Source organism: Variovorax sp. RTB1 (genome assembly GCF_035018765.1).
In the GTDB taxonomy this organism is placed as follows: Bacteria; Pseudomonadota; Gammaproteobacteria; order Burkholderiales; family Burkholderiaceae_C; genus Variovorax.
In genome coordinates, this window is record NZ_JASJXG010000006.1 from 46,210 (window position 1) to 68,605 (window position 22,396).

At 65.2% G+C, this 22,396-nt stretch carries 23 protein-coding genes; 10 read left to right on the forward strand and 13 right to left on the reverse strand.

From position 1 onward, the window contains the following. Positions 1 to 33: 33 nt before the first annotated feature. From QN397_RS06285 to QN397_RS06320, 8 genes are all read right to left on the reverse strand, one after another. Entirely contained in the window at positions 34 to 1,200 is a 1,167-nt protein-coding gene (locus QN397_RS06285) for a VWA domain-containing protein (RefSeq protein WP_323500414.1), read from the reverse strand. A gap of 7 nt (positions 1,201 to 1,207) precedes the next feature. Then, entirely contained in the window at positions 1,208 to 2,161 is a 954-nt protein-coding gene (locus tag QN397_RS06290) for a MoxR family ATPase (RefSeq protein ID WP_323500415.1), read from the reverse strand. A 4-nt stretch (positions 2,162 to 2,165) separates the two neighbouring features. Continuing rightward, on the reverse strand, positions 2,166 to 2,849 hold the full coding sequence (locus tag QN397_RS06295) for an SRPBCC family protein (RefSeq protein ID WP_323500416.1): 684 nt from the start codon (positions 2,847 to 2,849) through the stop codon (positions 2,166 to 2,168). A gap of 27 nt (positions 2,850 to 2,876) precedes the next feature. Continuing rightward, complete coding sequence (locus tag QN397_RS06300; protein WP_323498349.1) at positions 2,877 to 5,291, reverse strand: aerobic carbon-monoxide dehydrogenase large subunit; 2,415 nt, start codon at positions 5,289 to 5,291, stop codon at positions 2,877 to 2,879. Next, positions 5,288 to 5,779: a (2Fe-2S)-binding protein gene (locus QN397_RS06305; RefSeq protein WP_323500417.1), complete on the reverse strand. Its 492-nt coding sequence runs from the start codon at positions 5,777 to 5,779 to the stop codon at positions 5,288 to 5,290. The genes QN397_RS06300 and QN397_RS06305 overlap by 4 nt, the downstream gene beginning before the upstream one ends. Before the next feature lie 27 nt (positions 5,780 to 5,806). Further along, positions 5,807 to 6,670 carry a xanthine dehydrogenase family protein subunit M gene (locus QN397_RS06310; RefSeq protein ID WP_323500418.1) on the reverse strand — a complete coding sequence of 288 codons (864 nt, stop codon included), beginning with the start codon at positions 6,668 to 6,670 and terminating at the stop codon, positions 5,807 to 5,809. Positions 6,671 to 6,824: 154 nt separating this feature from the next. After that, the gene (locus QN397_RS06315; protein WP_323500419.1) at positions 6,825 to 7,598 is read right to left on the reverse strand and encodes a PAS domain-containing transcriptional regulator; all 774 of its coding nucleotides are present in this window, start codon (positions 7,596 to 7,598) and stop codon (positions 6,825 to 6,827) included. Between the two features lie 106 nt (positions 7,599 to 7,704). Beyond that, positions 7,705 to 8,013 carry a putative quinol monooxygenase gene (locus QN397_RS06320; RefSeq protein ID WP_323500420.1) on the reverse strand — a complete coding sequence of 103 codons (309 nt, stop codon included), beginning with the start codon at positions 8,011 to 8,013 and terminating at the stop codon, positions 7,705 to 7,707. A gap of 216 nt (positions 8,014 to 8,229) precedes the next feature. On the opposite strand from QN397_RS06320, the gene QN397_RS06325 reads away from it, so the two are divergent. Both QN397_RS06325 and QN397_RS06330 read left to right on the forward strand, forming a co-directional pair. Continuing rightward, positions 8,230 to 8,463 carry a hypothetical protein gene (locus QN397_RS06325; RefSeq protein ID WP_323500421.1) on the forward strand — a complete coding sequence of 78 codons (234 nt, stop codon included), beginning with the start codon at positions 8,230 to 8,232 and terminating at the stop codon, positions 8,461 to 8,463. Positions 8,464 to 8,518: 55 nt separating this feature from the next. After that, positions 8,519 to 9,835 carry an Nramp family divalent metal transporter gene (locus QN397_RS06330; RefSeq protein WP_323500422.1) on the forward strand — a complete coding sequence of 439 codons (1,317 nt, stop codon included), beginning with the start codon at positions 8,519 to 8,521 and terminating at the stop codon, positions 9,833 to 9,835. A 56-nt stretch (positions 9,836 to 9,891) separates the two neighbouring features. On the opposite strand, the gene QN397_RS06335 is transcribed toward QN397_RS06330, so the two are convergent. After that, positions 9,892 to 10,107: a SlyX family protein gene (locus tag QN397_RS06335; RefSeq protein WP_323500423.1), complete on the reverse strand. Its 216-nt coding sequence runs from the start codon at positions 10,105 to 10,107 to the stop codon at positions 9,892 to 9,894. Between the two features lie 4 nt (positions 10,108 to 10,111). Continuing rightward, the gene (locus tag QN397_RS06340; protein WP_323500424.1) at positions 10,112 to 11,188 is read right to left on the reverse strand and encodes a pirin family protein; all 1,077 of its coding nucleotides are present in this window, start codon (positions 11,186 to 11,188) and stop codon (positions 10,112 to 10,114) included. 208 nt (positions 11,189 to 11,396) lie between these two features. On the opposite strand from QN397_RS06340, the gene QN397_RS06345 reads away from it, so the two are divergent. Beyond that, positions 11,397 to 12,581, forward strand: coding sequence for a YihY/virulence factor BrkB family protein (locus tag QN397_RS06345; RefSeq protein WP_323500425.1), 1,185 nt, complete (start codon positions 11,397 to 11,399; stop codon positions 12,579 to 12,581). A 33-nt stretch (positions 12,582 to 12,614) separates the two neighbouring features. Further along, complete coding sequence (locus QN397_RS06350) at positions 12,615 to 13,379, forward strand: trypsin-like peptidase domain-containing protein (RefSeq protein ID WP_323500426.1); 765 nt, start codon at positions 12,615 to 12,617, stop codon at positions 13,377 to 13,379. A gap of 96 nt (positions 13,380 to 13,475) precedes the next feature. On the opposite strand, the gene QN397_RS06355 is transcribed toward QN397_RS06350, so the two are convergent. After that, positions 13,476 to 14,420 carry a LysR family transcriptional regulator gene (locus QN397_RS06355; protein ID WP_323498338.1) on the reverse strand — a complete coding sequence of 315 codons (945 nt, stop codon included), beginning with the start codon at positions 14,418 to 14,420 and terminating at the stop codon, positions 13,476 to 13,478. Positions 14,421 to 14,514: 94 nt separating this feature from the next. Between QN397_RS06355 and QN397_RS06360 the strand changes: the two genes are divergently transcribed. From QN397_RS06360 to QN397_RS06385, 6 genes are all read left to right on the forward strand, one after another. Then, entirely contained in the window at positions 14,515 to 15,489 is a 975-nt protein-coding gene (locus QN397_RS06360; protein WP_323500427.1) for a tripartite tricarboxylate transporter substrate binding protein, read from the forward strand. Positions 15,490 to 15,511: 22 nt separating this feature from the next. Next, positions 15,512 to 16,765, forward strand: a complete 1,254-nt coding sequence (locus tag QN397_RS06365) for a CoA transferase (RefSeq protein ID WP_323500428.1) — start codon at positions 15,512 to 15,514, stop codon at positions 16,763 to 16,765. 30 nt (positions 16,766 to 16,795) lie between these two features. Then, on the forward strand, positions 16,796 to 17,542 hold the full coding sequence (locus QN397_RS06370) for a glycine zipper 2TM domain-containing protein (protein WP_323500429.1): 747 nt from the start codon (positions 16,796 to 16,798) through the stop codon (positions 17,540 to 17,542). 68 nt (positions 17,543 to 17,610) lie between these two features. Beyond that, positions 17,611 to 17,928 carry a YnfA family protein gene (locus tag QN397_RS06375; RefSeq protein WP_323500430.1) on the forward strand — a complete coding sequence of 106 codons (318 nt, stop codon included), beginning with the start codon at positions 17,611 to 17,613 and terminating at the stop codon, positions 17,926 to 17,928. A 7-nt stretch (positions 17,929 to 17,935) separates the two neighbouring features. Continuing rightward, positions 17,936 to 19,030, forward strand: a complete 1,095-nt coding sequence (locus QN397_RS06380; RefSeq protein WP_323500431.1) for an EamA family transporter — start codon at positions 17,936 to 17,938, stop codon at positions 19,028 to 19,030. Positions 19,031 to 19,041: 11 nt separating this feature from the next. Then, on the forward strand, positions 19,042 to 19,905 hold the full coding sequence (locus QN397_RS06385; protein WP_323500432.1) for a DMT family transporter: 864 nt from the start codon (positions 19,042 to 19,044) through the stop codon (positions 19,903 to 19,905). A gap of 21 nt (positions 19,906 to 19,926) precedes the next feature. Here QN397_RS06385 and QN397_RS06390 read toward each other — a convergent pair whose 3' ends face one another. Next, a complete protein-coding gene (locus tag QN397_RS06390) occupies positions 19,927 to 20,403 on the reverse strand; it encodes an FKBP-type peptidyl-prolyl cis-trans isomerase (protein WP_323500433.1) in 477 nt (158 codons plus the stop codon). Positions 20,404 to 20,440: 37 nt separating this feature from the next. After that, positions 20,441 to 22,282: a DEAD/DEAH box helicase gene (locus tag QN397_RS06395; RefSeq protein ID WP_323500434.1), complete on the reverse strand. Its 1,842-nt coding sequence runs from the start codon at positions 22,280 to 22,282 to the stop codon at positions 20,441 to 20,443. Positions 22,283 to 22,396: the final 114 nt, after the last annotated feature.

Genomic DNA, 22,396 nt, shown 5'->3' on the forward strand with positions numbered 1-22,396 from the left:
CTTTGGGTGCGTCGATGCCGATGGCCTATGCCGTCAGCGCAGATGATGTGAAAGGTCTGCCAGGTCGCGCAGGCTGTTGAGCCGGGAGAAGCCTTCGACCAGCCCGTGCTGCGCGGCCACCATTTCCATTGCCGCCGAAGCCGGCTGCGCTTCCGACGGATGAAACCAGTGCACCCGCGCGCCACGTGCGCGCACACGCGCCAACTCCTGGGCCAGCCGCTCGGGCGCATCGGCGTCGAAGCCATCCGACAGCACCCACACCCGCGCGTTGCGCGTGAGTTGCGCGCGTGCATGTACCGCGTGGAAGTCGGAAAAGCTGGTCGCGATACGCGTGCCGCCGCCGAAACCCGCGGTGACGGCGTTGACCTTTTCCTGTACTGCGGCCGAGTCGCTGCGCAACAGCGGCGTGACCTCCGCAAGGCGTGTGTGGAACACGAATACGCGGGCGTTCAGGGTCGAGACGAAGGCACGTGCGATGCGCAGAAAGAGTTGCGCGTGCGTTTCCATCGAACGGCTGACGTCGACCAGGATGAAGAGGCGCGGCCATTCGCGGCGCGGCGCACGCCAGACCGGGTGCACCGGCAAGCCGCCGGTGCGCAAGCTCGCACGCAAGGTGCGGCGCATGTCGAGCCGGCGGCCGTGCGTATCGTCGTGCCAGCGGCGCGTCAGGCGCTTGCGCAACCGGCGCGCGATCTGCTCGGCCAGGCGCTGCAGCAGCGCAAGGTCTTGCGGCAGCCACTGCGACAGACTGCGGTCGTGCAAGGCATCGGTGCGCGTCGCGCCGCCCTGAGCACGTTGCAACGCCCCGTCATCGTCGATGGCCAGCGGCACATCGAGTGCGGTGTCTGCGCTGCGGGGGCGCGACGAAGGCACGCCGCCGTCCATGCTGTCGTGCAGGCTCTGCACCACTTGCTGCAGATTGCGGCTAGGCCGGGTTGGCCCGCCGACCTTGGCGCGCCCTTTGACACGTTGTGGATACCAGTAGCTTTCGAACAGCTCGGGCCAGCGCTTCCAGTCGCGCGCGTCGTGACAGGCGATGGCACGCCATGCCGGATCGAGCCTGGCTGCGCGCTCGACCGGCAGTCGCAACGCCGCCTGTACGAAAGCCTGCTGCTCGCCAATGCCGACTTTCATGCCGTGGTCGCGCAGCAGCGCCGCAAAGCCGGCGATGCTTTCGAGGGGGCGCGCGAGCGTGGTCATGCGAAGGTCAAGCGGACGTCGGCGTCGAAGAAGACGCGACATCGGCCGTCGGCTGCGGCGCCTTCTCGGCCACGCCCACGGTGCGTCGTCCTTCGATGAGCTGCCGCACGCGGTCTTCGCCCATCTGGAAGCGGTCTTCGCGTGTCTTGATAAGGCACGCCAACGTCCCGGTGAGCGCATGCGGATCGTCGGGCAGCGCCTTGAACGAAAGCCGGTGCAGCGCCCGGACCCAGTCGAGCGTTTCGGCGACGCCTGGCGTCTTGCCCAGGTCTTCGCGGCGCAGGCGCTGCACGAAGGCCACCGCCTGTTCGATCAGCGCGCCTTCGGCCTGCGGCAAGGTCGCGCGCACGATGGCGATTTCGCGCGCCAGCGTCGGATAGTCGAGGTAGTGATACAGGCAGCGGCGCCGCAACGCATCGGACAACTCGCGCGTGCCGTTGCTGGTCAACACCACCTGCGGAATGTGTTTGGCATGCAACGTGCCGAGCTCGGGCACGGTGATCTGGTAGTCGGCCAGCACCTCGAGCAGGAAGGCCTCGAAGGCTTCATCGGCGCGATCGATCTCGTCGATCAGCAGCACGCACGGCTGCTCGCTCGAGATGGCCTGGAGCAAGGGGCGCTCCAGCAGGTAGTCGCGCGCGAAAAGATCGGCTTCCTTCAAGCCTTGCGCCCCCGCCGGATGTGACTCGCTCAACCGGATCGCCATCAGCTGGCGGCCGTAATTCCATTCGTACGCAGCCTGCGAGAGGTCGAGTCCTTCATGGCATTGCAGCCGCACCAGTGCGTGTCCACGCGCCTTTGCCAACGCACTCGCGAGCGCGGTTTTTCCGACACCGGCGTCGCCCTCGATGAGCAGCGGTCGCTGCAACTCGCCGGCCAGCCACAGCGTCGTCACCAAGCCTTCGTCGGCGATGTAGCCGGCGCGGTAGAGCGACTCTCGCAGTTCGGCTTCGCTGGTCATAGGCTCAGGCGCGCTTGCCGCCGAACAGGCCCGAGAACCAGCCCTTGACCAGATGCCAGAAGATTGCCAGCGCGTTGATCTCGTTGGCCTTGGCGGGCGCTGCAGGAACGAAGGGTGTCGCGGTTGGCGCGGGTGAAATCGCGGGGGCCGCGGCAGTCATCGCTGCCGTCTGCGCTGGCTCTGTTGCTGCTTCTGTCGCTGCTTCTGTCGCTGTCGCAACACCCTCCATGGGCAGCGCCGCCGCCGCCACCCGAAAGTTGTCGACGAACTGCCCTAGCAGCATGTCCGACACCTGCACCATCAGCCGCCCGCCGAACTGCGCGAACTTCCCGTTGACGATCACTTCGGCATGGCCCACCAGCACCGATGTCGCGGGCGTGTCGCCGGGCTCGATGGTGGCCGTGAGGTTCATCGATGCCGACGAGCCGCCGCGGTCGGCGCCCTTGCCGAGCAATTGCAAGGTCATGGCAGCTGCGTCGAGTGCCAGCACTTCGATGTCGCCGGCAAAGGCGGCGCTGGCCGGACCCACCTTCACCTTCACGTTGCCCTTGTAGTGCGTATCGTCGAGCTTGTCGGTGATGGCCGCACCGGGCATGCAGCCCGCGGTGGCCGGCACGTCGCTGAGGATCTTCCAGGCGCGCGCGCTATCGACGTCGAGCGGATAGCGTTTGTCGAGTTTGACTTCCATCTTGGTGTTCGATTCGGCACGCGCCCGTCAGAGCGCGACACCGCTTTCCTTGAGTTGTTGCCAGACGCGGTAGGCGCTGTGCGGCATGACCATGTGCTTGACGCCGAGGTGCGCGAAGGCATCGACCACCGCAGAAGTGAAGGTCGGGATCGATCCCACGTGCGGCGATTCGGCGACGCCCTTGGCGCCCAGCGGATGGTGCGGCGACGGCGTCACGGTGAAGTCGGTTTCCCACTTCGGCGTCTCGACGGCGGTCGGCAAAAAGTAATCCATCAACGTGTTGCCCAGCAGGTTGCCCTGCGCATCGAACGGCATCTGCTGGCCCATCGCGACGGCATAGCCTTCGGTCAGGCCGCCGTGGATCTGGCCCTCGATGATCATCGGGTTGATGCGCGTGCCGCAGTCGTCCAGCGCGTAGAAGCGACGCACTTTCGTCTCGCCGGTGCCGCGGTCGATGTCGACCACGCACAGGTAGACGCCGAAGGGAAACGTGAAGTTGGGTGGGTCGTAGTAATGCACCGCCTCCAGCCCGGGTTCGAGTCCCGGTGGCGCCTGGTGATAGGCGGCCCAGGCGATGTCTTTCATCGACTTGAAGCGCGTGTCGTCGCCCTTGACCTTGAAGCGATCGATCTCCCAGTCGAGATCGTTCTCGCCGACTTCGAGCAGGTGAGCGGCGATCTTGCGCGCCTTGGCGTGGATCTTTCGGGAGGCCAGTGCAATGGCCGCACCGGCCACCGGTGTCGAGCGCGAGCCGTAGGTGCCGAGACCGTACGGCGCCGTGCTGGTGTCGCCTTCTTCGATCTGGATAATTTCCGACGGAATGCCCAACTCTGTCGCGATGATCTGCGCATACGTGGTCTGGTGACCCTGCCCCTGCGAGATGGTGCCCATGCGTGCGATGGCGCTGCCGGTCGGATGGATGCGGATCTCGCAACTGTCGAACATGCCGACACCCAGGATGTCGCACATCTTGCTCGGGCCTGCACCCACCACTTCGGTGAAGGCGACCAGGCCGATGCCCATCAGGGTCGGGCAGTTCGGGTCGGCGCGCTTGGCCGCCTGTTCGGCGCGCAGGCCCTTGTAGTCGACAGCGGCGAGCACCTTGTCGAGCGCGGGCTGGTAGTCACCCGAGTCGTATTCGAAGCCGAAGGCCGAGGTGTACGGAAACTGCTCTTTCCGGATGAAGTTTCTCGCACGGATCTCGGCTTTATCGATGCCCAGCTTCTGCGCCAGGATGTCGACCATGCGCTCGATCACGTACACCGCCTCGGTCACGCGGAACGAGCAGCGGTAGCTCACGCCGCCGGGCGCCTTGTTGGTGTACACGCCCTTTACGCTGCACCAGGCGGCCGGGATGTCGTAGGAGCCCGAGCAGATGTGAAACATGCCGGCCGGGTACTTGGTCGGGTCGGCGCAGGCGTCGAAGGCGCCGTGGTCGGCAATCACGTTCACGCGCAGCCCGAGGATCTTGCCGTCGGCGGTGGCGGCGATCTCGCCGTCCATGTGGTAGTCCCGCGCAAAGGCGGTGCTCGAAATGTTCTCGATCCGGTCTTCGATCCATTTGACCGGTTTGCCCAGCACGATGCTCGCGACGATCGCGCACACATACCCGGGATAGATGCCCACCTTGTTGCCGAAGCCTCCGCCAATGTCCGGCGACACGATCCGCACCTTCGATTCCGGAATGCCCGACAGCAGCGACACCACGGTGCGCACCACGTGCGGCGCCTGCGAGGTGATGTAGGTGGTGAGCTCACCACGGATCGGATCGAACGACGCGACGCAACCGCAGGTTTCGAGCGGGCACGGATGCACGCGCGGATAGAAGATGCGCTCTTTGACCGTCACCGGTGCGTTGTCGAACGCGGCGTCGGCGGCAGCCTTGTCGCCGGCCTCCCAGGTGAAGATGTGATTGGGGTGGTCGCGCTTGCCGTGCGCGCCTTCGGTCTTGCCGGCCAGGTCTTCGCGCAGCACCGGCGCGTCGGGCTCAAGGGCGGCGAAGGGGTCGAGCACCACCGGCAGTTCGTCGTACTCGACGATCACCGCCTCGACGCCATCGGCCGCCGCATAGCGATCTTCGGCGACGACGACTGCCACCTCCTGCATCTGGAAGTGCACCTTCTCGTCTGCCAGCACCGCTTGCACGTCGCCGGCCAGCGTCGGCATCCAGTGCAGCTTGAGCGGTTTCAGGTCTTCGGCCGTCAACACCGCGATCACGCCGGGGATCTTCAGCGCTTCGCTCTTGTCGATGCGCTTGATGCGCGCATGCGCCACCGGCGAGCGCACGATAGCCATATGCAGCATGCCGGGCATCTTGATGTCGTCGACATAGTTGCCTTTGCCTTGAATGAAGCGCGCGTCTTCCTTGCGCAGCCGGCTGTCGCCCAGCCCTTGCAAGGCGGCCGAACGCTCCAGCAATTTGGGATCGATCGGTGCGTTCATGCGGCCGCCTTTTCGGTTTGTTGAAGCTTGGCCGCCGCATACATCACGGCCTTCACGATGTTCTGGTAGCCGGTGCAGCGGCACAGGTTGCCGCCGATGCCGGCGCGCACTTCGTTTTCGCTCGGATTCGGGTTCTCTTGCAGGAAGCGGTAGGAACGCATCAGCATGCCCGGCGTGCAGAAGCCGCATTGCAGGCCATGCTCCTTGTAGAAGCCCTCCTGCACAGCGTGCAGCAGCGGACCTTTGGCGAGCCCTTCGACTGTCAGTACCTCGGCGCCGTCGCACTGGATCGCCAGGTGCGTGCAGCTCTTGACCGACTCGCCATCGAGGTCGACTGTGCAGGCGCCGCAGTGGCTGGTTTCGCAGCCGATGTGCGCACCGGTCAGATGGCACTCTTCGCGCAGAAAGTGAATGAGCAGCGTGCGCGGCTCGACCGCTTTTTCAAGCCGTTTGCCGTTCACGCTGACGTTGATGATTTGCTTGCCCATGGGGTTGTTTCCTTGCTTCTCGTTCGGCTATTTGCAGCGGGCCAGCGCCAGACGCAGCGCGCGCTGGACCATCTGCCCGGCCATCGCGGTCTTGTATTCGACGTTGCCGCGAAGGTCTTCCGCGGGATCGCAGATGGCCATGGCACGGGCACCTGCATCGGCAATGGCCGCGTCGGTCAGCGGCTTGCCGAGCAGCGCTGCTTCGGCATCTGTCGCACGCAAGGCGGTCGGCGCCAGATTGGTCAGCGCGATGCGAATGTGGCTCACGTTGCCGCCTTCCATGCGCAGCACGACCGCGGCGGCGGCGGTGGCCCAGTCGCCGGTCTTGCGTTTGAGCTTTTCGTAGGCGTAGCCGGTGCCGGGCGCAAAGACGGGCACGCGGATCGCGACCATCACTTCGTCCTCGGCCATGTCGGTCATGTAGGTGCCCTGGAAGAAGCCATCGGCCTTCACCTGTCGGGTGCCGTTCGGGCCTTCGAGCACGAACATCGCGTCGAGCGCGATCGACAGGGCGGGGTGGTCGTTGCCCGGGTCGCCGTGTGCGATATCGCCGCCGATGGTGCCGCGGTTGCGCACCTGCGGATCGGCGATGTGCTGCGCAGCCATTGGCAGCAGCGGCACTTTTTGCTGCAGCAAGGTCGAGTTGACGAGGTCGCGCTCGACGGTCATCGCACCGATCACGATCGTGTCGCCCTCTTCGCGAATGCCGCGCATCGACTCGATCCGGTTGAGGTCGATCAGGTGGGCCGGTTGTGCGAAGCGCAGCTTCATCATCGGCAGCAGGCTGTGGCCGCCGGCCAGCAGCTTGGCGTCGCCGCCGTACTGGCCGAGCAGCGCGATAGCGTCGGCGACGGAGCGCGGCGCGTGATAGTCGAATCCGGAAGGGATCATCTTTTTTGTCTCCAGTCGTGGGTGCCTGGAGACGGTAAGACGCGCTGCCTGCGCCGGACGAATCCCACGCACGAACGACGGCTGCGTATGCACGAAGTGCGGCGCTGCGCGCATGAACGGCGGGTGCCGAAGCTCCGCTTCGGGTTATCCCGAATCAGTTGCGGAGGTCGGCTTTGAGTGCGTCGGCTTCGCCGATACCGAGCTGTTCGAGCAGCTTGGCAACGCTGGTGCGCGCCACCGGCAATGCAGTCGTTTCACCGCGCAGCTTGAGGCTGACCTTGCCATCGTCACGCAGGATCTGCTCGGCGAAATCGAGGTTCGCGAGGTAGCTGCGATGGATGCGAAAGAACGAAGCGCCATCCAGCCGATCGGCCAGATCGCCGATGTTCAGGTTGCAGAAGCTGGAGCCCAGCGCGGTGCTCACCCAGGTGTAGTGGCCTTCGGAGCGGATGTACGTCACCGCCTCGACATCGACCAGCACGATGCGGTTTTGCGAGACGGTCGGGATCTTGTTCAGCTGCCGCTTGGCCTGTGGCTTGAGCGTCGGTTCGGTCGAGATTGCCGGCACTTCGCCACTGACCAGTTCGGTGATGTCGTAGAAGATCAGCGTGTACCCCGCCGTGTCGCCGCGCAGGTCGCCGAGCTTGGTGACCTTGATGAGCAGCACCCGCTCGGGGATGTTGATGATCATCGTCATCGGCGGCGGATTGCTCACCGGGCACTCGGCCTGGTCGAGCAGAAACTTGACCTTGGCGACCGAGCGCTCTGGATGAAACGACAGCACCATTTTTTCGAACGGCTGCTTGTCCTCGACCGGCAGGAGGCGCCGCGCGAGGCTGTTCATCGCCACCACGCGCAGCTCGCGATCGAGGTGCACCACGCCCGGATCGAACCGTTCGAGCAGGTACAAGGGGCTGCGGCTTTGCATGGATGTCTCCGGTGCGCTTTTTTTTAGATCCTCGCCCTGGAGCGCGATTGAAGCACTGATTTCGCCGCCGCGCCTGCTGGGGGGAAACGGGCTCGGCCCGCGTCGCTCAAACCGGATCGAGTACGTGAATCATCCGGCTGGCCAGCATGTCCTTGGTCTTTGCCCCGTAGGCGACCATGTGCGGCGCGACGGCGTGCGCCTGCAATGCGGCCAGGCTCTCCCACTTCTCGATCACTACGAAGGTGTCGGGTCCGAAGGTGGCCTTCGAAGTCGGCAAGCCGGCCGGGTCGATGGCCGCGGCGTACTCGATGCATCCGGCCTCGGCCAGCACGGCAGGTCGGTTGGCGGCGGCAAGTTCGAGCACCTGGGCGCGCAGGCCGGGCTTGGTGACGATGATGGCGATGACGTTGATCATGAGGAAAGGTCTCCGTTGGATGGTTGTTGTCGAAGGTGTTGTGTCAGGGCTGAATCTAAACGGGAATCCAAAAATTCGTGAAGCAATGCCGCTCGGCCCGATTTGTCGGCACTGACAATCGACCTCCCCACAAAGCGTTCTGTCACGCGCATTGCGGGAGGATGGCTGCAGGTGCGGCTGTTCTATGAGTCGAGTCGTGCAAGGGAGGGCCAAAAAATGACCAAGAAAAATTCGCACCGCGCCGGGAAATGGCGCTCCACGCTGGTGGGCGCGTTGCTCGGCGTGCTCGTCGTCCAGGTCTTTCTGGTGCGCTGGCTGGCCCAGTCACAGGTCGATTCGGCGCAAGAACGCAATGTGGCCGAAGCTGCTGCCCGGGTAGCCGAGGCACGATGCCTGGAGACGGCGTCGCCCCGAACCAGGGACGCCTGTCGCGTGGTCACTGCACGCTGACCGACCGGAAACGCGGGCAGAAACGCGGCCTTTGTGCGGCCCCTATCATCCCGCCATGTTTTCGCTTCCCCGTACCGCCACCGCGCCGTTTTGCCCCTCTGAAGTCAAAGGCAGCGTCGCCGTCGACCCGGGTCTGCCGTTCTTCAAGAAACTGCTGCGCTACGCCGGTCCGGGCCTGCTGGTGTCGGTCGGCTACATGGACCCGGGCAACTGGGCGACCGACATCGAGGCCGGCTCCAAGTTCGGCTACGGGCTGCTATTCGTCGTGCTGCTCGCAAGCCTTACAGCCATGTTGCTGCAGACGCTGTGCGTGCGGCTGGGCGTGGTCGCGCAGACAGACCTGGCGCGTGCCTGTCGCGAGCGCTACTCACCAGCCGTCAATCGCTTCTTGTGGCTCGGCGCCGAGCTCGCCATCGTCGCTTGCGACCTGGCCGAAGTGCTCGGCAGTGCGCTGGCACTGCATCTGTTGTTCGGCGTGTCGATCCCGGTCGGCATCGCCATCACTGCGTTCGATACGTTGCTCGTGCTGGGCTTGCAGGGCGCCGGATTCCGCCGCGTCGAGGCGATCGTGCTCGGGCTGGTCTTGACCATCGCCGGCTGCTTTGCGGTCGAGCTGGCGATGTCGCAGCCCAATTGGTTCGGCGTGGCGATGGGCTTCGTGCCGAGCTTCGAGCGGCTGCAGCAACCTGGCGCGTTGTACCTGGCGATCGGCATCGTCGGCGCCACGGTGATGCCGCACAACCTCTACCTGCACACGTCGATCGTGCAGACGCGGTTGTCGGCGCGCACCGAGGCCGGCCAGCGTGAAGCGGTGCGCTTTTGCACCCTCGACGCCATCGTGTCGTTGTCGCTCGCGCTGCTGGTCAACGCGGCCATCATGGTGCTGGCGGCCAGCGCCTTCAACAGCAGCGGGCACCGCGAGGTCAGCGACATCGGCGATGCCTACCGGCTGATCGAACCGATCGTCGGCAGCGCCTTCGCTGCCACCTTGTTCGGCATTGCGCTGCTGGCGTCCGGCCAGAGCTCGACCTTCACCGGCACCATCGCCGGCCAGATCATCATGGAAGGTTTTCTCGACCTGAAGATCCCGTGCTGGCAGCGCCGCCTCATCACGCGCGGGCTGGCGCTGGTGCCGGCCTTCATCGGCGTCTGGTGGTTCGGCGAAAGCGGCGTCGGCAAGATGCTGGTGTTGAGCCAGGTCGTGCTGAGCTTTCAGCTGCCGTTTGCGATCTGGCCGTTGATCCGGTTCACCAGCGACCGCCGTTTGATGGGCGGTTTTGCCAACGGGCCTGTGATGAAGGTCACCGCGTGGGGCCTGTTCGGCGTCATCAGCGTCGCCAACGTGTGGCTGGTCGCTACCGTCTTTCAATAAGAGCGGTCAGCGCGCGGCGCTGTCGTGGTGATCAACGTCACGCGCACATGTGCTTGTCAATAGTGGGGCGGCAATTCGTCCCGCGCGGTGCGAGGGCCTGCGGCGTCGTCGGGGGTTTGCTGCCGCAATTCGGCCAGCTGATGCAGCAGGCCGTCGATCCGCTGCTGCTGCCGGTAGATCGTCATGTTCAGCTGCTCGAGCAGGTCTTCGGTGTAGCTGACTTTGATTTCCAAAGCCTCGAGGCGGCGGTCGATGTCTTGCGTGGCGTCCATGCCGCTATTGGACACGAGGCGCCGGCCGTTCCTGGCGCCCACCCGGGTGCTTAGCAAAGCGCGCCGGGTCGCGGCCGTGCACCGGCGCGTCGTCCTTCCACGGCCAGCCGCCGAACTGGGTGCGGCGGTAATCCTGCATCGTCTGCGCAATCTCGGCCTGCGTGTTCATGACGAACGGGCCGTACTGAACGACCGCCTCGCCGATCGGGCGGCCCTGCATCACGAGGAATTCGGCCACGTCATCACCGGTGTTGACCAGCTCGACCGGCGCATCGCCGCGCAGCTCGATCGCCGCGTGGATGTCCACGGCCTGGCCCGCCACCGACACCGACGCACCCTTGAAGAAATACAGCATGCGGCGCGTTCCCTCGCCGCGCGCGGCTGGCAGCGTCCAGCGGGCGCCGGGCTGCATCTTCAACGTCCAGATCGCCAGATCGGCGTCGGGTTGCGAGGCCCATGAATCCGGCGGCGGCGCCAGCGGCCCGCCTTCACCAGGCGCGCCTTCGACCGGGCCGATGCGGCCCGCGATGCTCGCCACCTCTGTGCTGCGGCCATCGGCATCGGTCACGGTAAAGCGCGGAATGTCTTCCGACCAGAACATGGTGAAGTGCGGCGCCACCATCTTGTTGCGCGCCGGCAGGTTGAGCCAGATCTGGAACAGCTCCAACGGATTGGCCGCAGTGGAGTCGAGCAGCGGGAACATTTCCGAATGCACGATGCCCTTGCCGGCCGTGAGCCACTGCACGTCGCCGCCGCCGAAGCGCGCGGTGGCGCCCAGCGAATCGGAGTGGTCGATCAGGCCCTTGCGCACGATGGTCACCGTCTCGAAGCCGCGGTGCGGGTGCCCCGGAAAACCCGGCACCGGGTTGCCGTGGTACATGCTCCAGCCGTCCTTGCGGCTGAAGTCGTGGCCCAGCTCGCGGCCTTCGAGCGGCGCGTCGGGGCCCATGGCGGCGTTGGCCTGCGGGTACGCATCGTCGTGATAGACGCAGAACAAAAACGGGTCGATCGTCTGCCACGGGAAGCCGAGCGGCTGGACCGAGACGATGGGATGGGCGAGAGCGGCGGGCATCGCAGACATGGCGGATTCCTTCATTTGGTCACTCAAATATGAGGCCATCCGCCTGCGATGAAAGGGCGCCGGGGTAGGACGCAGCGGCTCACCGATGGAACGATGCGCGCCACTGTGGCTGCGCGTATCGAATTTCGCCTACTTCGCTTCGCAGCTTTGGCGCATGAATCTTCCAACGCAGGTGCGCATAGTCGTGCGGTTCCTGGAGGGGAAAAACATGATCAAACCGAAGCACCTGTTCGACCTTTGCCGCAAGGCTGTCACGGCCTGGGTGGACGACTTTGCACCAAGCATGGGCGCGGCCATTTCGTACTACACGATGTTCTCGCTGGCGCCGTTGCTGGTCATCGTCATCGCCATTGCAGGCGCGTTGTTCGGGCAGGAGGCGGTGCAGGGGCAAATCGCGGCGCAGTTGTCGGGGCTTATCGGGCAAGACGGCGCGACTGCTGTCCAGGGGCTCATCAAGAGCGCGAGTTCGCCTTCGCGCGGTCTCATTGCTGGCGGTATCAGCATCGTGGTGCTGATCGTCGGCGCAACCACAGTCTTTGCTGAGCTGCAGAGTGCACTCGACCGCATCTGGCATGTGCCCGAGAAAGAAAAACCGACCGGCGTCTGGGGCGTCCTGCGCGCACGGGTGCTGTCGTTCGGGCTCATCTTGGGGCTGGCGTTTTTGCTCATGGTGTCGTTGGTCGTGAGCGCCGGCGTCGCGGCTTTCGGCAGCTGGACTTCCGGCCTGCTGCCGGGCTGGGAGCTGCTGCTGCAGGGCGTGAATGTGCTGGTGTCGATCGGCATCACGACGGTCCTGTTCGCGATGATCTTCAAGTTCATGCCGACCGTGCCGATCCGCTGGCACGACGTGTGGATTGGCGCCATCGTTACCGCGGTGCTCTTCGAGATCGGCAAGATCGCCATCGGCATCTATCTGGGCAAGAGCGGGGTCAACGAATCGTTTGCGGCGGCCGGTTCGTTGGTGGTGCTGCTGGCTTGGGTCTATTACGCGGCACAGATCTTTTTGCTGGGGGCCGAGTTCACGAAGGTGTACGCAGACGAGCATGGGTCGGTGGCGGGTGCCAAGGCGGTGACAGCCACCAAAGTGGCATCTGCCACGGCGGATGCCGGGACGGATCTTCTTGCGGCGCCGGCCCTGGCTTCGGCTGCGGCGCGCGAGGCCGGGGGAAACCTGGCCCGCGCCGCGAAAGCGAACCGCGAGGTCGACCAGCGCATCAACCTGGCGGTCGCCACACTGGCGCGCAAGGTTGTGTTGTTGGCGGTGGCCACGGCGGTCAGCGCAGCAGTCGGGCGCTGGCAGAAGCGGCAGCTCAAAAGCGATCGCGAGTTCCAGCGAGAGCGTGAACGAATGGCTCAGCGCGAGCAAACGCGCAGGCGAGGCGCCCGAGCGTAACGACGCGCACCGTTCCTTCCTGTACAAAGCAGCATGGCCGAACCCATCCTGCTTACCACCGCCCGTGTCTCCACCTACGACGGAGACAAGTTGATGACCGGGGCCAGCGGTTTCTTCTTCGAGCGTGGCGACAAACTCTTCTTCGTGACCAGCCGGCATGTCGTCATCGACACGCCGACCAAGCACTTTCCAAATCGCATCGACATCGAGCTGCACACCGATGCAGTCAACCTCACCCTGTCGACGCAGCTCACGCTCTGGCTCTACAAAGACGGCAAGAGCGTGTGGCGCCAGGGCAGCGACCCCGGCGGCGAGATCGACGTGGCTGCCATCGAGATCGACCGCGCGCTGCTGCCACCTTCCGTCGCCATCCGGTGCTTTACCACCGACCATCTTCAGAGCACGCTCGATGAGGTCGAGGTCGGCAGCGCGCTGCTGGTGGTCGGCTATCCGCTGGGCTTTCATGACGTGATCTACCACCTGCCGGTGGTGCGGCATGCGGTGATCGCGTCGTCTTTCGGCATCCGGTTCCAGGGGCAGGGCTTCTTCTTGACCGATGCGCGAACGCATCGCGGCACCAGTGGCGCGCCAATCGTGATGCGGGCGCCGGGCACCGATCCCGAGCTGCCCTGGAAACTGCTGGGCGTGCACTCGGCGCGCATGGACATGGGCACGCGAGACCTGGTGCTCGACGAATCGCTGGGGCTCAACTGCGCCTGGTACGCCGACATCCTGCTGACGCTGACGGCCGACGTACCACCTTTGTTAACTGAAAGTTCAAAATCGCCTGATTTGTGACCGCAGTTCGGACGCCCGAAGGGTTTCATGGTCACGCCGTCTGCTTCGATACCTGATCCGGCCGAACGCACGCTTTGCTGTTGTGCAGGTTGTGTTTCAACCGGGCCAAGCCGTGGGCAACGCCAGCACCTGCCGCAGCAGCGACACCCGCGGATTGCGCGGCATGGCGCGATAGATCAGCGCGACCGGATTCGAGGGCACCGGCGGCTGCACCCGCACCTGCTTCACCGCCCCTGCGCCTTGTGCTGCTCGCAGTACCGCGCCCGGCACCGCGCTGAGACCCAAGCCGGCGGCCACCAGTTGGACGTTGGTCACCGGGCTGGTCGACTCGATCACCGGAAGGGGCGCGACCACCCCCTCGCGGCGAAAGACTTCTTCCATCATGCGGCGCACCATCGAAGACGATGCCGGCATGATCCAGCGCTCCGTTGCCAGCCGCTGCCAGTCGACCTTGCGCGCCCTTGCGAGCGGATGGTCGATCGGAGCGATCACCACGAAGTCGGCGTCGAACAAGCGCTCGTAATGCAATTGCCGGCCGGCAGCTTCGGGCATCTCGGTCGGGTAGCTGGTGATCAGCGCATCGAGTCGACCTTCGAGCAATGACTGCACGAGCAGCGGCACGCGCTCTTCGATCAGCTGCACCCGTACGTCGTTGCTTGCAAAGAGCCGCTTCAACGTGTCGGGCAGATAGCCCTGTGCCACGAACGGTGGCGCGCCGACGCGCAGCAGCGTGAGCGTCGGTTCTGCCGAGGCTTCGGCGCCGACGTGTGCGAGTTCTTGCAGCAGCAACGCCGCGCCACGTATGGCCACTTCGCCACGTGGCGTGGCCGCGAGTCCGCGCGCGCTGCGCACGAACAGAGTGAAGCCGAAAGCGCCTTCGATCTCCTGCAGCGCTTTGCTCAGTGCGGGCTGTGTCAGGTTGTGCACGGTGGCTGCGGCACGCAGGCTGCCACCGCGCTGCAGGTCGACCAGCAACTGCAAATGCCTGAAGCGCAGCCGCGCCACCAGACGGCGTGTTTCTGCCGAGTTGTCTGCGTTCATGGGCATTCCAGAAAGTTGTCACTCCATGAAAACACAGAACTGTTCGATATCGCCTTGAAACTCTAAGCTGATCGAAACATCAAGGAGTCACAGCATGCAACGACGGTCATTCGTTCTCTCGGCCTCTGCGCTGGCGTTCGCGTCATTCGGCGCACGTGCCGCTGATGCGTACCCCAACAAACCGGTGCGCGTCATCTCGCCCTATGCCGCCGGCGGTGGCCCGGACGTGCAGCTGCGCCAGGCCGGGCCGTCGCTCGGTGTGGCACTCGGCCAATCGATCATTGTCGAGAACAAGGTGGGTGCGGGAGGCGTGCTGGCCGCGCAGTACGTGGCGCAGCAGCCGGCCGACGGCTACACGCTGTTGCTGGGTTCGAACACGCACATCATCCAGAAGGCGATGCAGCCCGACCTGCACTTCGATCCGGTGACCGACTTCGCGCCGGTGAGCAACCTCGCTTCGTCGCCGACTGTGCTGGTGGTCAGCGCCGACTCGCCTTACAAGAAGCTGGACGATCTGATCGCGGACGCCAAATCGCGACCGGGCTCGATGAACTACGGCTCCGGTGGCATCGGCACGTCGGCCCATCTGGCCGGCGCCACGCTGGTGTCGTTGGCCGGCATCAAGGCCACGCACATCCCGCTGAAGGGCTCGGTCGAGATTGCCGCGTCGCTCATTCGGGGCGACACGCAGTTCGCGTTTCCGGTGGCCGGCACGGGCATCCCGCAGGTCAAGGGCGGCAAACTGCGTGCGCTGGCCGTCACCAGCCGCCATCGTCTGAAAGAGCTGCCCGACGTGCCGACGCTTTACGAGCTGCTGCACAACGACCTCGCCATCCAGGAGTCGTGGTTCGGCATCTGGGCACCGGCCAGGACGCCCCTCGATGTTCAGCTCACGCTCAATGCGGCGATACGGAGAGTGGCGAGCGCACCAGCCCTCAAGACCACCTACGAAGCGGTAGGCAACGAAGCCACGCCGAGCGAAAGCCCGCAGGCCTTTGCAGACTTCGTGCGCAGTGAAACGCGCAAGTGGACCGACATCGTGAAGCTTGCCGGTGCGATCGGCACCTGACTCCATTCGCAACAAGAACATCATGGCAAAACCACTCGAAGGCGTGCGCGTGCTCGACATGTCGCACGTCATTGCGGGACCACTCGCCTCGCTCTATCTGGCGCAGCTCGGCGCCGAAGTCATCAAGATCGAAGCGCCGCTGGGCGGCGATGTCATGCGCTCCAGCAAAGGCGCAGCGCTGACCGACGAAGGCGACACGCCGGCCGGCTTTGCTGCGCTCAACGCAGGCAAGCTTTCGCTCGCCGTCGACATCCGCACGCCGGAAGGCGCAGACACGGTGCGTGCACTGGCGCGCACGGTCGATGTCTTCATCGAGAACTTTCGGCCCGGCGTGGTCGCGAAATACGGCCTGGGCTACGACGCGATTCGGGAGATCAACCCTGACGTCGTCTACTGCTCGATCTCCGGCTACGGACAAGAGGGCGAATGGTCGCGCCGCGGCGCCTACGACCACGTGGTGCAAGCGCTCACCGGCATGATGATGATGTCCGGCGACGGCGACGATGCGCCCCCCGTCAAGGTGGGCTTCCCCGTCGTCGATGTGGCGGTCGGCATGCTGGGCGCCTTGTCGATCGTGGCGGCAGTGCACCGCCGTTCGCGAGAGCCCGAAGGTCAGCGCGGTCAGTACATCGATGCGTCGATGGTGCAGGCATCGCTGATGCTGATGTACCCTAACGCCAGCAGTTTCCTGACGCACCGCACCGAGCCGAAGCGCGTCGGCAACCGCGGCTATACCGGCAGTCCGACGGCAGACACCTATCGTTGCGCCGACGGCTGGCTGGCCACTGCCGCCAACACGCCTGCGCAGTTTCGCAAGCTCGTCGCGGTGATCGGGCTCGAAGCGTTGTGCAGCGACGACCGCGCGTTGGACCTCGCATCGTTCAACGCGCCGGGCGGCGGCTTCGTGATCGCGCGTGACTTGCCTTACGTTCAGCAGTGCTTTCAAGATGCCTTTGCCACCCGCTCGGCCGCCGACATGGAAGTACAGCTCAACGCGGTCGGAGTGCCGGCGGCGCGGGTGCGCAAGCTCGGCGAGTTCCTGGACGAAGTGGAGGCCGGCAACGGCATCGCCCTCCGCACTACGAGCTACCGGCAGCAAGGAGGCGCCAAGGTGCGCACGCCGGGGCTGGGCTTTTCGTACCGATTCGACGGCGCGCCAATTACCACGGGTGCGCCGTCGCTCGGCCAGGACAATCCGGCGCTGCTGGCGGAACTCGGCTTCGGGCCTGATGCGATTCGATCGATGCGCGGGGAGATCGGCGCCGCCGCCTATTGACGCGGCTTTTTCGGGCACTAGATTGGAGGCATGAACTCCGAGACAAATGCCACGCCGTTCGACCCGACGATGCCGGGTTCGTCGACATTGCCGTTGACACCGTTGACGCGCCGTGGCCCGCGCGCACTGTGGGCGGCCATCGCGGTGCTGGCGGTCGCCGTGATCGCCATGGGCGGCGTCTTGCTGAAGCAACAGAGCCCGGGCAGCGTTGCGAGCGGTGCGACGCCCGCAGCCTCGGCCGTATCGAATCTTGCGAGCCCGCTGCCGGCGCCGAACGACGGCGTTCCGCCTCCGTTGCCGACCACGCCTCTGTCGGCGGTGACAGCACCTGCCCAGTCCGGGCCTTTGCAGTCGAACTCGCCCGCTGCACCGCAATCCGCACCGTCGGCGCCGGCATCGCAAGCCATGGCACCGGCAGCAGCGCCGCCCGCTTCACTCTGCACTGTTTGCGGCCACGTCGAATCGGTCCGTACGGTTGAGCGTGAGCAGCCGACCAGTGGCGTTGGCGCGGTGGCAGGTGGCGTCGTCGGCGGTGTGGTCGGCAACCAGATCGGCCATGGCAACGGGCGCACTGCCGCCACCGTGCTGGGCGCGGTCGGCGGCGGCTTTCTGGGCAATCACATAGAGCGCCGCACGCACACCCTCACGCGCTACGAAGTGACGGTGCGGATGGACGATGGCTCGAGGCGCACGGTCGAGACGCGTACCCCGCCGCCCGTTGGCAAAGACGTCACGCTGAAGGGGCAGGTGCTGCGGCCTGCCAATCGGCACCTCTGACTTCCACGGTGTCGGTATCGGTGTCGGCGGCGAGACGCTGAAGCCTCGGCCCCGGGTTTAATGCGCTGATGCGCACTCTTCTGCTCTTCGTCGCGACGGCCTTGGCGGAAATCGTCGGTTGCTACCTGCCGTGGCTCTGGTTGAAGCACGATAGATCGGTGTGGCTGCTGGCGCCCGCCGCGCTGTCGTTGACGCTTTTTGTCTGGCTTCTCACGCTGCATGGCGCCGCAGCTGGCCGCGTGTATGCGGCGTACGGCGGCGTATACATCGGCGTCGCGGTCATGTGGCTGTGGGCGGTCGATGGCGTCCGGCCGACGCCTTGGGACTGGGTTGGCAGCGCGGTCGCGCTGACCGGCATGGCGATCATCAGTTTTCAACCGAAGTAGGTGTCCCGTGAGCCACGATCCGCACGACCATCGCCCAGACCATGCGCACCCGGAATGGGCGCGACCGGCGCTCGAAGGCGGCTTGCTGGCGTTGCTTGCCGCCGTGCTGTTCGGCATCAGCACGCCGCTGGTCCAGCGTGCCGGCGAGCACGCTGGTGCTTTCACGACCGCGGCGCTGTTGTATGGCGGCGCGGCGCTGATGGGTGCCTGGTTGCGCCGGCCGCCTGCACAAGAAGCCGCTCTGCGCCGCGCCGACTTCAAGCGGCTGGTCTGGATGGCGATCTTTGGTGCGGTCATCGGCCCCGTCGCGCTGGCTTGGGGGCTGCAGCACACGAGTGGCACCAGCGCATCGCTGATGCTCGCGCTCGAAGCGCTGTTCACCGCGGTGCTGGCACGCGCTCTGTACCGGGAGACGATGGACCGCCGCGTTGCGAGTGCCATGGGCTTGCTGCTGCTCGGTGGCATCGTGCTGGTGCTCGACCGCGGCTTGAATGGCGGCACGCAGTTGCTGGGGCTGCTCGCCGTGCTGGCTGCGACGGCGGCCTGGGGCATCGACAACACCTTGTCGCGCGCACTGGCCGAGCGCGATCCAGGCCAGGTGGTACTGGGCAAATCGCTGCTCGGTGTCGGGGCCACCGCGCTGATCGCGGTGGTGGCTGGCGAGTCATTGCCGGGCTGGAAGTCCGCGGCAGCGCTGATGGTGATCGGTGCTGGCGGGTATGGCCTGAGTCTCCGGTTGTATCTTCTGGCGCAGCGGGCTTTCGGCGCAGCACGCACCGGCTCGGTGTTCGCCTTCGCGCCCTTTATCGGCGCGTTGCTGGCGATGGCACTGGGTGATCGGTCGCTGAGTTGGGGCATGGCTGCAGGCGGCGGGCTGATGCTCGCAGGTGTCGCGCTGCACCTGACCGAATCGCATGCGCATCCGCACGACCATGCGTTGCTCGATCACGAGCACGCGCACAGCCATGACGACGGGCATCACGATCATGCGCACGACGATGCGTCGATGCTGCACGGTGCACACAGCCATCCGCACCGGCATGCGCCGATGCGCCATGTGCATCCGCATGTGCCCGATGCGCATCACGCGCATCCGCACTGAGTCGATCGCCGATGCCCGCGCTAAAGACCATCGCACTCACCGCGATCGCGATGATCGCTTTCGCGGCCAACTCGCTGCTGTGCCGGCTCGCGCTGCAAAAGGGCAGCGTCGACCCGGCGAGCTTTGCCAGCATTCGGCTGGTGTCGGGCGCCATCGTGCTGGTCGCCATCGTGCGACTTCGCTCGGTGCCGTCGACGACGTTGCAAAGGGTGTCGACGCGTGCCGACTGGCTCGCCGTGACGATGCTGTTCGTCTATGTCGCGTTCTTTTCCTTCGCCTATGTGAGCCTGCCGGCCGGCACCGGCGCGCTGATCCTGTTCGGCGCGGTGCAGCTCACGATGCTCGGCGCGGGCTTGCGCTCGGGCGAGCGCTTCGGGCTCGTTGCCTGGGTCGGGCTGTTGCTGGCGGGTGCCGGGCTCGTGGTGTTGGTGTTGCCCGGCGTCGCCGCACCGCCGCCGCTGGGCGCCGCACTGATGGCCATTGCCGGCGTGGCGTGGGGCGTCTACTCGCTGCGTGGGCGCACGGCGGCGGCCGACCCATTGGCGGCGACGGCCAGAAACTTCGTGCGCGCCGCGCCGCTTGCGCTGGTGCTCAACCTTCTCTTCATCACGGGCGCGCACGCCGACGCGGCCGGTCTGGCGCTTGCCATGGCCTCGGGCGCGCTCACCTCCGGCGTCGGCTATGTGGTCTGGTATGCCGCGCTGCGCCATCTCACCGCCATGCGTGCGGCGACCGTGCAACTGTCGGTGCCGTTGATCGCGGCATTCGGCGGCGTGGCATGGCTGGCAGAGGCGATCACCCCGCGTTTGATGATGGCGTCGATTGCAATTCTTGGCGGCATCGCGCTGGTGTTGGCAGCGCGAACGCCGCGCTGAAAAGGCGGCGCGACCTGGCCATCAGTGATGGTGTCCGTGCGCCCCGTGCACATGCCTGTGCTCGATTTCCACCGGCAACGCCGCGCGCACTTCCATCACCTTCAGGTTGAACCGGACTTCCATGCCCGCCAATGGATGGTTGCCGTCGAGCAGCACCTTGTCGCCCTTAACCTTCATGACTGTGAAGACGTGCTCGGTGCCATCTTCGGTGCGGCCCGACAGCTTGCCGCCGACTTTCACGCCCGGCGGAAATTCGCTCTTGGGGATGGCTTGTGTCAGCGTCTCATCGCGCATACCGAAGGCGTCTTCGGGTTGCAGCTGCAGCACGACCTGGTAGCCGGGCTCCTTGCCATCGAGCGCTGCTTCGATCTTGGGCAGCGTGTTGTCGTAGCCGCCATGCAGATAGACCATCGGGTCTTTGCTTTCTTCGATGAGCTTGCCCTTGGCGTCGAAGACTTTGTAGAGGAGGGTGACGACGGTGTCTTTGGTGATTTTCATGACACCATTTTCTCCATTCCTGGAGATGGCGTCTGCGTCAGGCTGCCGCCGGTTGCAAGACCTTCGAACTGCTCGCAGTCATCAGAAGCTTGCTCCTCGCCCGCGTTGCCGCCACGTAGAAAAGTCGCGCCTCATCCGGGTCGACGACCGCATTGCCGACGATTTCTCCCACGCCCATCAACGCCACGACGCCAAATTCCAGCCCCTTGCTCGCGTGCATCGACATCACCTTGATCGTGTCTGCCTCCGGGTCGAAGGTGCCGAGTCCTTTGCGCACCTGGTGCGGCAGCATCCGCTCTTCCAGCACCTTGGCGCATTCGTCCATCACCGTGTGATGGCGGCAGATCACGGCCATGTCGCCCCAGGCGTGGCCTTCGAAGTGGGCGGCACTCAACAGCTCGGCAATCTTCAAGGCCTCGGCCTGCAGGTTGGGCATGCGGACGACGGTCGGCTCTTCGCCGACGCGGCCACTGCTCACCGGATGCAGCAACGGGATGCCGTCGTCTTCGTCACCGCTGCCGTTGTCTGATTTGTCTTCCATCAACAACGTGCCGGCGATGCGGCTCGCGGCGTCGAGAATCTGCTTCGTGTTGCGGTAGTTGACTTTGAGCATCGATGTGCGCCCTTGCGCATGGATGCCAACGCTCCTGAAGCTGAACTTGCGAGTGCGGTGCCTTTCGTAGATGCTCTGCGCGTCGTCGTACAGCAGAAGCAAACTGTTGGTGTCGGGGTCGACCATTTGCACCACCAGCTTCAACCACTCGTGCTTGAAGTCATGGCCTTCGTCGATGAGCACTGCCATGTACTGCCCCGACGGCACCTGCTTCTTGTCGACCGCGCGAACGAGCCGCTGCACGAAGGCTTCCATCAGCTTGGCGGTGCTCAGCTTTTCAGTTTCCGTCGACACCGGCAGCGCTTGCCCGTAGCTGACGAGTTGCTCCCGGCACCACTTGTGAAAGTGGCGCACATGCACCTTGCCGGCGAGCCCCTTGCTCGCGATGACCGACGCGAGCTGCACCGCCAATGGCTCGTTGTAGCAAAGCACGAGTACCGGCTTGGTGGTGACGCGCTTGGCCAGTTGCACGGCGCGGCGCGCGAGGATCAGCGTTTTGCCGGAGCCCGCCACGCCGTGGATCACACGGTGGCCGTCGCCGAGGCAACGGGACAGCCGCTCCTGCTGAATGTCGAGCACGGTCATCGTGTCGGGCAGGTCGAGCGGGATGTCCAGGCTGACCTGCATGTCGGCATCGGCGTCCACACGCACTTCAGGGAAAAGAATCCAGCGCACGCGATCGATGTTGGGGATCGACAGCATGCCGTGCATCAGCGCCGGGAACATGTTCCACAACCGGCTCTTGAGTGTTTGCGGGTCGACGGTCTCGGTCATTTCGTCGCTGCAGATGACGCGCTGCGAATCGATCACGCAGTCGAGCTCGGCCGTGACGAACTGGCGCCGCGTGATGTGCGTCAGCACCAGGCCATAGCTCCACGGAAAGCTCAGCATGCCCCGCCATTTGCCTTCGTCCTGAACCAGCTGCGGGTCTTGCGTGAGGGCCGCCACCATCTGGTGCGCGTACTGGCGCGCCTGCTCCAGCGGATTGATGACGCTGCGCGGCACGCCTTCGGGCGCCACCTCGAAGCTCAGCTTGCCGGCCTGGCGGATGTCGTCGAGCTTCCAGTCTTTGACCTCCAGCACCAGCAGGCCGCGGCGCGGATGCAGCACGATGAAGTCGGGGTGCAGCCGCTTCGGGCCGACCGGCACGTCGTACCAGACGAGGTAGTTGCTGCCGAGCTTTTGCTCGAGCCTTTCAGCAAGACGCCGCTCGCCTGTCGTCATGCGCGACACGCAGGTGTTCAGGGCAGGAATCAGGGTGGACATGAGAAAAGGTCTGCTGGTGGCGCCGGGAAAAAATGACATTTGTTCGCAAAGCATCATGCCCAGCGCCGCGGCGCTTGAACATGCCTCTGGCCCCGCGTTCGGGGCTGCTGTGAC

Coding starts and splice junctions, on each gene's coding strand:
- QN397_RS06285 (WP_323500414.1), bottom strand. CDS start 1,200: ATGACCACGCTCGCGCGCCCCCTCGAAAGCATCGCCGGCTTTGCGGCG.
- QN397_RS06290 (WP_323500415.1), bottom strand. CDS start 2,161: ATGACCAGCGAAGCCGAACTGCGAGAGTCGCTCTACCGCGCCGGCTAC.
- QN397_RS06295 (WP_323500416.1), bottom strand. CDS start 2,849: ATGGAAGTCAAACTCGACAAACGCTATCCGCTCGACGTCGATAGCGCG.
- QN397_RS06300 (WP_323498349.1), bottom strand. CDS start 5,291: ATGAACGCACCGATCGATCCCAAATTGCTGGAGCGTTCGGCCGCCTTG.
- QN397_RS06305 (WP_323500417.1), bottom strand. CDS start 5,779: ATGGGCAAGCAAATCATCAACGTCAGCGTGAACGGCAAACGGCTTGAA.
- QN397_RS06310 (WP_323500418.1), bottom strand. CDS start 6,670: ATGATCCCTTCCGGATTCGACTATCACGCGCCGCGCTCCGTCGCCGAC.
- QN397_RS06315 (WP_323500419.1), bottom strand. CDS start 7,598: ATGCAAAGCCGCAGCCCCTTGTACCTGCTCGAACGGTTCGATCCGGGC.
- QN397_RS06320 (WP_323500420.1), bottom strand. CDS start 8,013: ATGATCAACGTCATCGCCATCATCGTCACCAAGCCCGGCCTGCGCGCC.
- QN397_RS06325 (WP_323500421.1), top strand. CDS start 8,230: ATGACCAAGAAAAATTCGCACCGCGCCGGGAAATGGCGCTCCACGCTG.
- QN397_RS06330 (WP_323500422.1), top strand. CDS start 8,519: ATGTTTTCGCTTCCCCGTACCGCCACCGCGCCGTTTTGCCCCTCTGAA.
- QN397_RS06335 (WP_323500423.1), bottom strand. CDS start 10,107: ATGGACGCCACGCAAGACATCGACCGCCGCCTCGAGGCTTTGGAAATC.
- QN397_RS06340 (WP_323500424.1), bottom strand. CDS start 11,188: ATGTCTGCGATGCCCGCCGCTCTCGCCCATCCCATCGTCTCGGTCCAG.
- QN397_RS06345 (WP_323500425.1), top strand. CDS start 11,397: ATGATCAAACCGAAGCACCTGTTCGACCTTTGCCGCAAGGCTGTCACG.
- QN397_RS06350 (WP_323500426.1), top strand. CDS start 12,615: ATGGCCGAACCCATCCTGCTTACCACCGCCCGTGTCTCCACCTACGAC.
- QN397_RS06355 (WP_323498338.1), bottom strand. CDS start 14,420: ATGAACGCAGACAACTCGGCAGAAACACGCCGTCTGGTGGCGCGGCTG.
- QN397_RS06360 (WP_323500427.1), top strand. CDS start 14,515: ATGCAACGACGGTCATTCGTTCTCTCGGCCTCTGCGCTGGCGTTCGCG.
- QN397_RS06365 (WP_323500428.1), top strand. CDS start 15,512: ATGGCAAAACCACTCGAAGGCGTGCGCGTGCTCGACATGTCGCACGTC.
- QN397_RS06370 (WP_323500429.1), top strand. CDS start 16,796: ATGAACTCCGAGACAAATGCCACGCCGTTCGACCCGACGATGCCGGGT.
- QN397_RS06375 (WP_323500430.1), top strand. CDS start 17,611: ATGCGCACTCTTCTGCTCTTCGTCGCGACGGCCTTGGCGGAAATCGTC.
- QN397_RS06385 (WP_323500432.1), top strand. CDS start 19,042: ATGCCCGCGCTAAAGACCATCGCACTCACCGCGATCGCGATGATCGCT.
- QN397_RS06390 (WP_323500433.1), bottom strand. CDS start 20,403: ATGAAAATCACCAAAGACACCGTCGTCACCCTCCTCTACAAAGTCTTC.
- QN397_RS06395 (WP_323500434.1), bottom strand. CDS start 22,282: ATGTCCACCCTGATTCCTGCCCTGAACACCTGCGTGTCGCGCATGACG.